The sequence below is a fragment of the Roseibium sp. MMSF_3247 genome (assembly GCF_030733765.1).
Taxonomy (GTDB): Bacteria; Pseudomonadota; Alphaproteobacteria; order Rhizobiales; family Stappiaceae; genus Roseibium.
Map to the genome: position 1 here is coordinate 32,140 of NZ_JASHII010000005.1, position 12,658 is coordinate 44,797.

Genomic DNA, 12,658 nt, shown 5'->3' on the forward strand with positions numbered 1-12,658 from the left:
ACATGAAGAGCCCGCGCTGGAAATGCACAAGCGTTGGATTAGCTTGATGTTTTAGGAAATGCCCGGGTTTGCCGCAAGGCCTCTCCCAAAACCATGCCGCAGGACACAGCTACGTTGAGGGATCGCATGCCCTCGGCCATCGGGATGGTCAGCCGCGCATCTGCCAGCTGATGGATTGCATCCGGTGCCCCGGTGCTTTCGCGGCCCAGAAGCAGGATATCATCTGCTTCAAATTCGAAATCCGTGTAAGCGAGGTCTGTTTTGGTCGTCAGCAGCACGAGGCGCCGTTTATGTGTTTGGCGCCAGTCGTCGAACGCCTCGAAATTGAGATGGCGCTTCAGGGCAGCCCGTTCCAGATAGTCCATCCCAGCGCGTTTCAAAGCGCTGTCGGACAGCGGAAATCCCGCAGGTTCGATCAAGTGCACCGTCACACTCATGCAGGCCGCGAGCCTAAGCATGGTTCCGGTGTTCTGCGGGATGTCTGGCTGGTAAAGGGCAATGTCGGGCATGTCTGCTTCTTGTCTTGAAGGTTCATTGCCTCCTAACAGGAGAAGGCCGTCCTGTCATGGGCCGTGGCCCATTGAGCAGTTCCAAGCGTAGTATGAACGCAAGAATCGCCCGCCACCCATTTGGACATTTCAATGATTGCTTTGTTCCGGCTTTTTGAATCCTGGATTGATCCTTTCCGGCCTTTGCCGTCTGAAGCCATGCCCAAAGGCGGTGTTGCGTTTCTTTTGTTCTTTCTGAAGCAGGCGCGTTGGCCATTCTTCCTAATGCTGATTGTCGGCAGCCTGACAGCCTTTGTCGAAGTGACGCTGTTCAATTTCCTGGGCCATATTGTTGATTTGCTCGACAGCAGCGACCGGGAAACGTTTTTTGCCGAACACGGCTGGACCCTGTTCGGCATGGCGTTCTTTGTCTTGGTGGTACGGGCCGCCACCAATACGCTCATGGCGCTTCTGGAAGAGCAGACCATTGTTCCGGGGTTTTTTAATCTGGTTCGTTGGCAGGCGCACCAGCAGGTGATGCGCCAAAGCATTGCGTTCTTTCAAGATGATCTTGCAGGCCGCCTGTCGCAGAAGGTGCTCCAATCCGGGATGTCCGCCGGCGACTTCATGGTGAACCTCCTTCAAGTCGCCTGGTTTATCGTGGTCTACGCCCTGACAACATTGGTGCTTGTCGCAGATCTTGACTGGCGGCTTGGGGCTATTGTCGCGGTTTGGCTTGTCTTGTTTGCCATCACTGCACGCGTTTTCGTTCCGCGCGTGCGCAAGGCGGCAAAGGATACAGCCAATGCTTATTCCGGCGTCTCCGGACGCCTGGTCGACACCTACAGCAACATTCAGTCTGTCAAATTGTTCGGTTCTCTGAAAGAAGAAAACCGGGGCTCCAGATCCGCCTTTATCCGATTTATCGGTCAGCTCAAGACCTTCACCCGCCTGCTCACCTCAATCCGCGTCGTGATGAGCCTTGTCAATGGCGCGATGATCGTCGCAATTGCCGGGATGGCGCTTGTGATCTGGCGCGATGGCGGCATCAGCACGGGGCATGTGGCTTTTACGCTCAGCCTGATCCTGCGCCTGAATATTTTGCTGAATCGGTTGTTCAATCAGCTGAATGGTCTGTTCCGGAATTTCGGAACCGTCCTGGACAGTATGGAGGCCATCGTCAAACCCGTGGCCGTTCAGGATGAGGACAATGCGCCAGCGCTGACTGTGGACAAGGGCGCGGTCGAATTCAAAAACATCACATTCCATTACGGCAAAGCAGGCGGTGTCATCGAGGATCTAAGCCTAAAGATTGCGCCCGGAGAGCGTGTCGGTGTGGTCGGACCATCGGGTGCGGGAAAGACAACGCTGACCAGTTTGCTTCTGCGCTTCTATGATGTGGAGGCAGGCCAGATCCTGATTGATGGTCAGAATATACGCTCGGTGAAACAGGAGACGCTCCGGCGGGCTATCGGGATGGTGACACAGGATCCGTCCCTCCTACACCGGTCCATCCGGGAGAACATTCTTTATGGGCGGCCTGAGGCGAGTGAAGATGAGCTGCGCGATGCAGCGGAGCGCGCACACGCACTTGAGTTCATTGAAAACCTCGAAGACAAATCCGGACGAAAAGGTTTTGACGCTTATGCCGGAGAGCGCGGCGTCAAACTGTCGGGTGGTCAACGCCAAAGAATTGCAATCGCCCGGGTTCTTTTAAAAAACGCCCCAATTCTGGTGCTGGATGAAGCTACATCTGCGCTCGACTCCGAGGTGGAGGCTGCGATCCAGGAAAATCTACAGCAATTGATGGCAGGCAAGACCGTGATTGCAATTGCGCACCGCCTGTCAACAATCGCTGCGCTGGACCGTCTTATCGTGATGGACGGCGGACAGATTGTTCAAGAGGGGACTCATGACAGTCTGTTGAAGAACGAAGATGGATTGTATGCGCAGCTCTGGCGGCGGCAATCAGGCGGCTTCCTTCAGGCAGGATTGTCGGCCGATGAACGGGTTAATTCGAGCCCGTCTTGATCTGTATGAATGCGGGTGGCGTAGAAAGCTCGCCAACCGCCTGAGGATCTTATGGTTCATTTCATCACAGCGTATATCACCACCGCGATTGTGTTTCTCGCAATTGACTATGTTTGGCTGACCCAAGTCGCCACGCGTTTCTATTTTGATCGCATTGGTCATCTGCTGATGGAACGCCCAAATATGGGCGCTGCGGCAGCCTTTTATCTGATCTACGTTGTCGGCATCGTTCTGTTTGCCGTTGGTCCTGCGCTTAAAAATGAAAGCTTTGCATACGCCGTGATGTACGGCGCCATGTTCGGCTTCTTCACCTACGCGACCTACGACGTCACCAACTATGCAACCTTGAAGGACTGGCCGGTTATCGTTGCCGTCGTGGATATCGCCTGGGGCACGGTGCTTGGTGCGGTTTCCGCTGGCGCGGGCTATCTGATTAGCCGTCAGATCCTCGGCTGACAACTCGGCAAGTCTGCGAAAAACCTGAACCCCGTGAACGTGACGCAGGTTAGTGCAGGCCTACTCTTAATTGTTGTAGTTACTGATTTTTTACAGCCTTGAGATATCAAGGTCCAACACAGATCACTGCGCGGGCTTCCCGAGTGTACCCGCAGGATTGGGGTTGGAGCCCGGATATTCGTGACGCTTTCGATAAACGGCCGATTTATTTCAATGGTGGTCACCGCCGCCATTATCATGATGGGTGGAACAGCGTTCGCGTTCTATACGTTCCGCCAAGCAATGATCGCTCAGTTGGGAACTGCAGACAGTGCTCAGCAGTTCCTTCAGGGCAATGTGGCGGAGAAACTCGATGGCCTGATTTTGGATCAGATGATCACCATTGGTCTGATTGTGTCGCCGGTTGGCCTCGCGTTTCTCGGTCTGGCAGTTGTTTTGGCCTTGGGCATTGCCCGTCCGCTTGCCCGCTTGCAGGGAGCGCTTGGCAAGTTGTCTGCCGGTGATCTCGAGGTCGAAATCGACGGTGTCGAGCGATCCGATGAAATCGGCGCCATAGCGCGGTCTGTGACAGACTTTCGCGTGAACCTTGCCGAAAAAGCTGCCGAGCAGGCACGGCAAGAACAAGCCCACCAGGATGCGTTGAACGCAGAACGCGTCGCGCTGATGCAGGATGTTGCAGACGATTTTGAGAAATCTGTGCTCGGTGTTGTTTCTTCATTGCTCGAAAAGTCTGACAGCGTAGAGAGCAACTCCAATGATTTGACGCGTGCTGTGGAATCCTCGCTCCACGCCGTGTCTGAAGTCAGCACTGCGTCTGCGGATGCAAATCAGTCTGTTGAGACGGTGACCGGGGCTTCCCATCGCTTGTCAGAGTCTCTGTCCCGTGTCCGTGAGGATGTGGATCAGGCAACTGACATTGCGGATGCTGCGGTCACTGAAGCGCGCAAAACCGATGAAATCGTCGGGCGGCTTTCTGAGACAGGCCGCGCAATCGGCGAAATTGTTGAGCTGATCAGTCAGATTGCCAGCCAGACCAATCTCCTTGCTTTGAACGCAACGATCGAGGCAGCAAGGGCTGGAGAAGCCGGGCGCGGGTTTGCCGTTGTTGCAAGCGAGGTAAAGGCGCTGGCCGAGCAGACCACTAAGGCAACCGAGGATATTTCTGCGCAGGTTTCGGCAGTGCAGGACGTCGCGCAGCAATCCGGTGTCGCCATCGCTTCGATTGCCGATACGATTGAACGCGTGAGTGCGATTTCATCCAAGATCCGGGATGCTGTGGAAGACCAGACTTCTGCAACTGGCGAGATCAACGGCAGTGCGCAGACTGCGCTGCAAAGCTCTGAGCGGGTAACCGGCAACGTCGGGACTTTGAACGATGCGATGGAAGCCAGCCGGACCGCGACAGATGGCATGCATCAAGCCTCTGCAGAACTTGGAACGTTGTCAAACACACTTCAGGCGCAGGTTTCGCAGTTCCTACAGAGCGTCCGCGCAGCTTAAGTCTTTGTCGCTGGTCTGTGGTGGCTAAGCTCCACTGCCGTACTGATCCCGGGCTGAGTGAATCATTGCGACCGCTCACTCACATGTCACACATGTGGCTGATTTGTCACAGCTCTGGGTTTAGGCTGCTTTAGGCCGAAATCGGTCTTCCCTTATCCGCGATTCCAGAGTACCAAAAAGTCCTCAACTTTGACGGGTTGAAGTTTCCATCCCTTTGGCCGCCAGGCCAAGCAACCAGGAGGGCTTACATGCTAAATTGTTCGACGCATCCAGCGACAGCCGTCCATTTGGTTCGCACGGGATCATCTGCACGTTTCGGATAAAGAAACGCGCCTGAGTTCCTAACACTTTTCCGACGTCCGGCATAAGCCGTCCATCAGTTTTGGCTGCATGTGCGTCCTTGCGCATGTCTGCGGGCGTTACTCTCAATTTCTTTCGTTTCGGAGACACATCATGTCTTTCGGTGATCCCTTTGGGCCATTCCGACCCGGCATAGGTCCAGATATCGTCCAGGAGCCGCCTGTCCGGCGGCCGGACGTTTTCATTGACCCGCACTTGCGTCCGCGTCCGCCAGTTTTATTGCGTCTGCGCAACTTGTTGAAAATTCTCGGTGTATTCGGTGGGGCGACTGGCGTTCTGACAGTGCTGTTCGCGGTGCCGGTCTTCATTTCCGAATTTACAGCGATCGAAACTGTTGGCGTCCATGGAAAGATCCTGACCGCGCCGCAATTCGCTGACCGGCTTGAAAATCTTCTAATTGGTTCCTTTATCGTAGCTCTATCGCTGGTAAGTTTCTTTGCTTCGGCCGCGATTGCGTCTCCGCGCCTCGGCGTGCGTGATCATGAAAGGGAACCCTACAAATTCGAGTGCGGGGATGGTCATACGTCTGTCCAGCCCACTCATGCAAAGGTTCGTCATGTTTAAGTGGTTTGAAAACCTGATTGATCCGTTCGAGAACACGGATCTCGACGTCCCGCCGAAAGGCTTCTGGGCGTTCTGTTGGTACTACACGAAACCGGTGTGGCCGATCCTTGCGGTCGCATCGGTCCTGGGTGCCGCCATCGCCATTCTTGAAGTGTTCATTTTTACCTTCCTCGGCGATCTGGTGAACTGGCTCGGAACAGAGAACGCGCAGACCTTCTTTGCAGACAACTGGCCCCAGCTTCTGTGGATGGGTTTTGTCATAATGATCCTTCTGCCGGTCGTGTCAGGCATTTGGGAGATGGTGTTCCATCAGGGCTTGATGGGCACCTATCCGATGTCTGTGCGGTGGCGGGTTCACCGGTATCTTCTCCGGCAGAGCGTGGCGTTTTATCAAAACGACTTTGCAGGGCGGATTGCGAACAAGCTGATGCAAACAGCGCTCGCGGTTCGCGAAGTGGTGACCCGGATCGCAGACATTCTGGTCTATGTGATCGTCTATTTTGTCGCTGCTCTGTTCATCGTCGCGGAGGCAAGCATCTATTTCGCCATTCCGTTCCTGGCCTGGCTTGGCGGATATCTGCTGACGATGCGCATATTCATCCCGCGTTTGAAGAACGTGTCCCGGGATCAAGCCGATGCGCGATCCGTGATGACGGGACACGTCGTCGATGCATACACGAACATCTCGACCGTAAAACTCTTCTCCCACGCAGCGCGCGAAGAAGACTATGCAAAGAGGTCGATGCTTGACTTCCTGAAGACGGTCTTTCTTCAGATGCGGCTCGTCACGGGTATGAACATCACCCTGACAACGCTGAACATGGCGTTGCTCTTTGCGGTCTCGGCGATGTCCATCACGCTTTGGCAACAAGGGTTGGTGAGCACTGGCGAGATTGCCGTTGCGGTCGCCCTTGTTCTGCGGTTTCAGGGCATGTCGCAGTGGATCCTTTGGGAAGTGTCCGGCCTGTTTGAAAATATCGGGACGGTTCAGGACGGCATCAACACAATCTCCCGGGAGCGGGATGTGGTGGATGTTCCAAACGCCAAGCAGCTGATCGTCGACAAAGGTGAGATCGAGTTCGAGCGGATCCGATTCCACTATGGCAAGGAAACCGGCGTCATCGAGGATCTGTCCTTGAAGATCAAGGCTGGCGAAAAAATTGGCCTGATCGGCAGGTCCGGGGCAGGCAAGTCTACCTTGGTCAACCTGCTTCTGCGCTTCTATGATCTGGAAGGCGGCAGGGTGCTGATCGATGGTCAGGACGTTGCCAAGGTCCTGCAGGACGACATCCGGGCCAACGTGGGTGTTGTTACGCAGGATACGTCCTTGTTGCACCGGTCGATCTTCGAGAACGTTGCTTATGGCAAGCCGGACGTCAGCCGCGAGGAAGTCGAGGCAGCTCTGGAAAAGGCGCATGCAATCGAGTTCGTCCGCACTCTTGAAGATCAAAACGGGCGTGTCGGCTTAGATGCGCATGTCGGCGAGCGCGGTGTGAAACTCTCCGGTGGTCAGCGTCAGAGGATTGCGATTGCGCGGGTGCTTCTGAAAGATGCCCCGATCCTTGCCCTGGATGAGGCGACATCGGCGCTGGATTCAGAAGTCGAAATCGCCATCCAGGAAAGCCTGTTCGATCTGATGGAAGGCAAAACCGTTATCGCGATTGCTCACAGGCTGTCCACGATTGCGGCGATGGACCGGCTCATTGTCATGGATCATGGTCGAATCATCGAAGAAGGAACGCATCAGGAGCTTTTGGACTTGAACGGTCTTTACGCTCAGCTCTGGCAGCACCAGTCTGGCGGGTTCCTGGCGCCAGTTCAGGCGGCTTGATTCCAACTACATCGTCACGCAAGGCCGGGGAAATGGATTTTCCGGTCTTGCGATTTTCCGAAAAACGGCAGAAAAACGGCGCGAGCGCAGTTTCGGCTGCGACATATGCGTTCTAAGGCGTTTGTTGAACTGGACAAGCGCTTTGAACGGTGCAAAAAGACACACGCCTTGCCCGGTGCGGAAATCTGCCGCACCCGGCAACCGTTGAGCCCGGCACGAGTCCGCCTATCCTTGCTCTCAGGGACGGGCCCGGACGTGCGACGGGCTTTCGGTACAGAATAAACTGGTTTCGAGAGGACGCGACCTTGGCAAATACGGATCAGGCGGAACCGACCCGCCGAGATTTCCTCTACATTGCGACCGGCGCCATGGGTGTCGTCGGCGCTGGCGCGCTGGCATGGCCATTCATCGATCAGATGAACCCGGATGCCTCCGCTTTGGCTCTGGCTTCTATTGAAGTCGACGTCTCTGCCGTGGAAGAGGGGCAGTCTATCAGCGTGAAATGGCGTGGTAAGCCGGTCTTCATCCGCAACCGTACGGATGCGGAAGTGGAAGAGGCGAACGCTGTCGCAGTATCGGATCTGCCGGACCCGCTTGCACGCAACGCCAACCTGCCTGCCGACGCTGAAGCGACGGACGTGAACCGCGGCATCGAAGGCAATGAGAAGCTGCTGGTCCAGGTTGGTATCTGCACACACCTTGGCTGCGTCCCTGTGGGTGATGCCGGTGAGTACGGCGGCTGGTTCTGCCCGTGCCACGGCTCGCACTACGACACCGCCGGCCGGATCCGCAAGGGCCCGGCGCCTGAGAACCTGCTCATTCCGCCGCTTGAGATGGTCAGCGAGACCACCATCAAAATCGGCTAACGGCACGAGTTAATCTGGAGGCAGCCATGGCTGGACATTCTGAATATGTACCGCAGAGCGCTGCGGCAAAGTGGCTTGAGAGCCGTTTGCCGGTCATTTCGCTCGTACGCGGATCTTTCGTCGACTTTCCGACACCGAAGAACCTGAACTATTTCTGGACCTTCGGCGGGATCCTTTTCTTCGTGCTCATCGCGCAGATCCTGACAGGGATCGTGCTCGTGATGCACTACACGGCAAGCACAACTGCTGCATTCGACAGCGTTGAGCACATCATGCGCGATGTGAACTTCGGCTGGATGCTGCGCTACCTGCACGCCAACGGCGCGTCGATGTTCTTCATCGCCGTCTACATCCACATTTTCCGTGGTCTCTACTACGGGTCGTACAAGGCTCCCCGCGAGATCTCCTGGATACTGGGTGTGATCATCTTCCTTCTGATGATGGCAACAGCGTTCATGGGTTACGTTCTGCCATGGGGTCAGATGTCCTTCTGGGGCGCGACGGTTATCACCAACTTGTTCTCGGCAATTCCGGTTGTCGGTGAGAGTGTTGTGATCTGGCTGTGGGGCGGCTTTGCGGTCGACAACCCGACGCTGACACGCTTCTTCTCGCTGCACTACCTGCTGCCGTTCATGATCTTCGGCGTCGTTCTGCTGCACGTGTGGGCATTCCACACCACCGGCAACAACAACCCGACAGGCGTCCAGCCGAAGACCAAACAGGACACGATCCCGTTCCACCCGTACTACACGATCAAGGACCTGTTCGCGATTGTCGTGTTCATGATCTTCTTCGCGTACTTCGTCTTCTATCTGCCGAATTACCTGGGTCACGCCGACAACTACATCGAAGCTAACCCGCTCGTCACGCCGGCGCACATCGTTCCTGAATGGTACTTCCTGCCGTTCTACGCGATCCTGCGCGCTGTTCCGGACAAGCTCGGCGGTGTTGTTCTGATGTTTGGTGCGATTGCGGTGCTGTTCATCCTGCCGTGGCTGGACACTTCCAAGGTCCGCTCCGGTGCTTACCGTCCGCTGTTCAAGCAGTTCTTCTGGATCTTCGCAGCCAACGCAGTGGTTCTGGGCTACCTCGGCGCCATGCCGGCGGAAGGGATCTACGTGATCATGTCCCAGATCTGCACCACCATCTACTTTGCCTACTTCCTTATCGCCCTGCCGCTGTTGGGCTTCCTGGAGAAACCGAAGCCACTTCCGGCATCAATCTCCGAGTCGGTGCTCAAGGGCGGATCCGGCACACCGGTCGGCGCTGCGGCCGCACCGGAAACGAAATAACGCGAACCGGATCGGGAGTTATTTGAGACAATGAAAACCATGATCACAATGGTTCGTTCCCTCGCAGCGGTGGCGGCTCTCGCCATCGCATCCCCGGCTTTTGCGGCCGGAGCGAAGGTTGAAATCGATTATCAGGATTGGTCCTTTGCCGGACCGTTCGGTTACTACGACCGTGCGCAGTTGCAACGTGGCTTCAAGGTCTACGTTGAAAACTGTGCAGCCTGTCACGCTTTGAGCCGCGTTGCATTCCGCAACCTGGCTGAGGATGGTGGTCCGAGCTTCACCGAAGACCAGGCCAAAGCAATTGCTGCCGACTACACTGTTGTAGACGGCCCGGATGATTTCGGCGACATGTACGACCGTCCGGCAATCCTAGCTGACCGCTTCCCGTCGCCGTTCCCGAACGAGAATGCGGCACGTGCAGCCAATAACGGTGCGTATCCGCCGGACTTTTCGCTTCTCGCGAAAGCCCGTGCGCCGCAGCGTGGTTTCCCTGGGTTCGTTTTCGACATCTTCACCCAGTACCAGGAAAACGGCCCTGACTACATCTACTCGCTGCTGACCGGTTACGTAGATCCGCCAGAGGGTGTGGAAGTGCCGGTTGGTCAATACTACAACCACTCCTTCATGGCTGGTCAGTTCATCTCGATGGCGCCGCCTCTTTTCGAGGAAGCGGTCGAGTACACCGACGGCACACCGATGACGGTTGAGAATTACGCACGCGATGTCGCAGCGTTCATGATGTGGGCCGCCGAGCCTCACCTGGAAGAGCGCAAGAAGATAGGTTTCCGTGTGATGATCTTCCTCATCGTCTTCGCTGGCATGCTCTACTTCACCAAGAAGAAAATCTGGCGCGATGTCGAGCACTAAGCTCTAAGCGCTAAGAAGCACTCGGAAAAAGGCGGGCATCGAGCCCGCCTTTTTTCATTTGCCCGCTGTTCATTGCTGGCTTGGCTTGTTAAGCAAACCGGTAATTCAGGAACTCATCCAACGAGGGCAAAATGAGCGACGCAGTTCTGGGGATCATTGGCGGATCCGGGATCTATGACCTTCCTGGTCTTGAGGATGCGCAATGGATAAGCGTCGAAAGCCCATGGGGCACGCCGTCGGATCAGGTGCGGATCGGCACGATTGACGGGCTTAAGATCGTCTTCTTGCCGCGCCATGGCCGGGGGCATGTTTATTCGCCGACGACGATCAACTATCGCGCCAATATCGACGTCGTGAAGCGGTGCGGTGTGACGGACCTCTTGTCCGTTTCTGCGTGCGGCTCATTGAAGGAAGAACATGAGCCAGGGATGTTTGTGCTTGTGGATCAGTTCATTGATCGTACGATTGCACGGGAAAAGAGCTTCTTCGGGACCGGCTGTGTTGCCCATGTCTCCATGGCAACCCCAGTCAGCCCAAAACTGGTCGACGCCGTTGCAGCGGCCGCGGAAGCGGAAGGCCTGAAATACAGCAAAGGCGGGACGTATCTCGCCATGGAAGGTCCGCAGTTTTCGTCGCTTGCGGAAAGTGAACTTTACCGGACCTGGAATTGCGATGTTATTGGCATGACGAACATGCCGGAGGCCAAGCTCGCGCGGGAAGCTGAAATCTCCTATGCGACGGTTGCGATGGTGACCGACTATGACAGCTGGCATCCGGACCATGGTGAAGTGGACATTCAAGCGATATTGAAAGTCCTGCATGAGAATGCGGAAAATGCTCAAAGACTTGTCGCGCGTGTCGCGAAGGACCTTCCCAGGGAACATCAATCCTGTCCCGCCGGTACAGACACTGCTCTGGAATTTGCTCTGATGACAGCGCCGGAGAAACGCGATCCGGAATTGGTTGCCAAACTTGATGCTGTTGCAGGGCGTGTCTTGAACCGCAGCTGATACCAACAACTTCATTACCATCAAAAGACTTCGACCGGCACGGTAATCTTGATATAAGCGTCGGCCGGGGCTGTGCAGCGGCTTGTGTTGCGCGACATTGTTTTTGCAGGAAAGAGAGCAAAATGACCGATCAGACAATTCGTGACGAACTGATCAGTGCCATTAGAACAATCAAGGATTATCCTAAAGAGGGCATCCTTTTTCGCGACATAACCACTCTGCTCGGCAACGCCCGGGCGTTCCGGCGTGCGGTCGACGCGCTGGTCCAGCCTTGGGCCGGGTCCAAGGTCGATCAGATTGCCGGGATAGAAGCCCGGGGTTTCATCCTGGGTGGCGCGGTTGCCCACCAGCTGTCTGCAGGCTTTGTTCCGATCCGCAAGAAAGGAAAGCTGCCGCACGAAACCGTGCGCATTGCCTATTCCCTGGAATACGGCCTGGACGAAATGGAAATGCACAAGGATGCGATCCAGCCAGGCGACCGGGTGATCCTGGTCGACGATCTGATTGCGACCGGTGGCACTGCGGAAGCTGCCTGCAAACTCTTGAGATCCATGGGGGCAAACATCGAAGCTGCGTGTTTCATTGTTGATCTTCCCGATCTTGGCGGCCGGAAAAAGTTGGAAGATTTGAGTGTTCCCGTCCGGACACTGGTTGAGTTCCCAGGGCACTGATCGCGAATGGCGGCGCGCGGATCTGGAGAGGCAGAAAAACCGGCATTTTCCGACGAGTTTCGAACGGAGTTCGAGAGCCTTCTCAGATGGCGGAGGGATGTGCGCCGATTCCGGAGGGACCCGGTCAATCCGAAAACGCTGGAACATCTTCTTGAGCTGGCGGATCTGGCACCCTCAGTTGGGAACAGCCAACCTTGGCGTATCGTGACTGTGGAGAGTGCGGCGAAGCGGGCGCGCGTCGTTTCGAGTTTCGAGGCGGAAAATGCTGTGGCCGCCGAGGCCTATCAGGATGAGAAAGCTGCTCTTTACCGCCGGCTTAAATTGGCTGGATTGAAAGAAGCGCCCGTCCATCTGGCGGTCTTCAGCGCGTCCAATCCTAACCAGGGACATGGGCTTGGGCGGGCGACGATGCCCGAAACACTGGCCTATTCCACCGTTAGCATGATCCACACCTTCTGGCTTGCAGCTCGTACCGAGGGTATCGGGGTTGGTTGGGTGTCAATTCTGGATCCGATGAAGATCGGCGAAATCCTCGACGTTGACCCGAATTGGCAATTTGTTGCGTATCTTTGTGTCGGACACCCGGAAGAAGAACATATCGACCCAGAACTTGAGCGGGCACGTTGGCAATCGCGAAGCCCATTGGACGAGCGCTTGTTTCGCCGTTAGCATACCTGCCGCTTTGAGGGACTGCCGCTGAACGCGTGTTGTTTGTAGTT

12 protein-coding genes are annotated in these 12,658 nt (G+C 55.9%); 11 read left to right on the forward strand and 1 reads right to left on the reverse strand.

The features are described 5' to 3' along the window. Positions 1-38: 38 nt before the first annotated feature. The gene (locus RBB44_RS16805) at positions 39-509 is read right to left on the reverse strand and encodes a tRNA (cytidine(34)-2'-O)-methyltransferase (RefSeq protein ID WP_209180926.1); all 471 of its coding nucleotides are present in this window, start codon (positions 507-509) and stop codon (positions 39-41) included. 132 nt (positions 510-641) lie between these two features. Here RBB44_RS16805 and RBB44_RS16810 point away from each other — a divergent pair, with 132 nt between their 5' ends. The 11 genes from RBB44_RS16810 to bluB all read left to right on the forward strand — a co-directional run bounded on the left by RBB44_RS16810 (position 642) and on the right by bluB (position 12,608). Beyond that, positions 642-2,519 (forward strand): ABC transporter ATP-binding protein, encoded by a 1,878-nt coding sequence (locus tag RBB44_RS16810; RefSeq protein ID WP_306148806.1) that lies wholly within the window; start codon positions 642-644, stop codon positions 2,517-2,519. 51 nt (positions 2,520-2,570) lie between these two features. Next, complete coding sequence (locus RBB44_RS16815) at positions 2,571-2,975, forward strand: DUF2177 family protein (protein WP_306148807.1); 405 nt, start codon at positions 2,571-2,573, stop codon at positions 2,973-2,975. 180 nt (positions 2,976-3,155) lie between these two features. Continuing rightward, complete coding sequence (locus tag RBB44_RS16820; protein WP_306148808.1) at positions 3,156-4,475, forward strand: methyl-accepting chemotaxis protein; 1,320 nt, start codon at positions 3,156-3,158, stop codon at positions 4,473-4,475. Between the two features lie 453 nt (positions 4,476-4,928). After that, positions 4,929-5,399 (forward strand): hypothetical protein, encoded by a 471-nt coding sequence (locus RBB44_RS16825; protein ID WP_306148809.1) that lies wholly within the window; start codon positions 4,929-4,931, stop codon positions 5,397-5,399. After that, on the forward strand, positions 5,392-7,230 hold the full coding sequence (locus tag RBB44_RS16830) for an ABC transporter ATP-binding protein (RefSeq protein ID WP_306148810.1): 1,839 nt from the start codon (positions 5,392-5,394) through the stop codon (positions 7,228-7,230). The genes RBB44_RS16825 and RBB44_RS16830 overlap by 8 nt, the downstream gene beginning before the upstream one ends. A 305-nt stretch (positions 7,231-7,535) precedes the next feature. Next, positions 7,536-8,096, forward strand: coding sequence for a ubiquinol-cytochrome c reductase iron-sulfur subunit (gene petA / locus RBB44_RS16835; RefSeq protein ID WP_133945955.1), 561 nt, complete (start codon positions 7,536-7,538; stop codon positions 8,094-8,096). A 26-nt stretch (positions 8,097-8,122) separates the two neighbouring features. Then, on the forward strand, positions 8,123-9,388 hold the full coding sequence (locus RBB44_RS16840) for a cytochrome b/b6 (RefSeq protein ID WP_133945957.1): 1,266 nt from the start codon (positions 8,123-8,125) through the stop codon (positions 9,386-9,388). A 30-nt stretch (positions 9,389-9,418) separates the two neighbouring features. Further along, complete coding sequence (locus RBB44_RS16845; protein ID WP_306148811.1) at positions 9,419-10,258, forward strand: cytochrome c1; 840 nt, start codon at positions 9,419-9,421, stop codon at positions 10,256-10,258. 131 nt (positions 10,259-10,389) lie between these two features. After that, entirely contained in the window at positions 10,390-11,268 is an 879-nt protein-coding gene (locus RBB44_RS16850) for an S-methyl-5'-thioadenosine phosphorylase (RefSeq protein WP_306148812.1), read from the forward strand. A 122-nt stretch (positions 11,269-11,390) separates the two neighbouring features. Then, complete coding sequence (locus RBB44_RS16855; RefSeq protein ID WP_133945963.1) at positions 11,391-11,939, forward strand: adenine phosphoribosyltransferase; 549 nt, start codon at positions 11,391-11,393, stop codon at positions 11,937-11,939. 6 nt (positions 11,940-11,945) lie between these two features. After that, on the forward strand, positions 11,946-12,608 hold the full coding sequence (gene bluB, locus RBB44_RS16860) for a 5,6-dimethylbenzimidazole synthase (protein ID WP_306148813.1): 663 nt from the start codon (positions 11,946-11,948) through the stop codon (positions 12,606-12,608). The last annotated feature ends 50 nt before the right edge of the window (positions 12,609-12,658 follow it).

What these genes read in the sequence shown, in the direction of transcription:
- RBB44_RS16805 (WP_209180926.1), bottom strand. Translation starts at nt 509, where the DNA reads ATGCCCGACATTGCCCTTTACCAGCCAGACATCCCGCAGAACACCGGA.
- RBB44_RS16810 (WP_306148806.1), top strand. Translation starts at nt 642, where the DNA reads ATGATTGCTTTGTTCCGGCTTTTTGAATCCTGGATTGATCCTTTCCGG.
- RBB44_RS16815 (WP_306148807.1), top strand. Translation starts at nt 2,571, where the DNA reads ATGGTTCATTTCATCACAGCGTATATCACCACCGCGATTGTGTTTCTC.
- RBB44_RS16825 (WP_306148809.1), top strand. Translation starts at nt 4,929, where the DNA reads ATGTCTTTCGGTGATCCCTTTGGGCCATTCCGACCCGGCATAGGTCCA.
- RBB44_RS16830 (WP_306148810.1), top strand. Translation starts at nt 5,392, where the DNA reads ATGTTTAAGTGGTTTGAAAACCTGATTGATCCGTTCGAGAACACGGAT.
- RBB44_RS16840 (WP_133945957.1), top strand. Translation starts at nt 8,123, where the DNA reads ATGGCTGGACATTCTGAATATGTACCGCAGAGCGCTGCGGCAAAGTGG.
- RBB44_RS16845 (WP_306148811.1), top strand. Translation starts at nt 9,419, where the DNA reads ATGAAAACCATGATCACAATGGTTCGTTCCCTCGCAGCGGTGGCGGCT.
- RBB44_RS16850 (WP_306148812.1), top strand. Translation starts at nt 10,390, where the DNA reads ATGAGCGACGCAGTTCTGGGGATCATTGGCGGATCCGGGATCTATGAC.
- RBB44_RS16855 (WP_133945963.1), top strand. Translation starts at nt 11,391, where the DNA reads ATGACCGATCAGACAATTCGTGACGAACTGATCAGTGCCATTAGAACA.
- bluB (WP_306148813.1), top strand. Translation starts at nt 11,946, where the DNA reads ATGGCGGCGCGCGGATCTGGAGAGGCAGAAAAACCGGCATTTTCCGAC.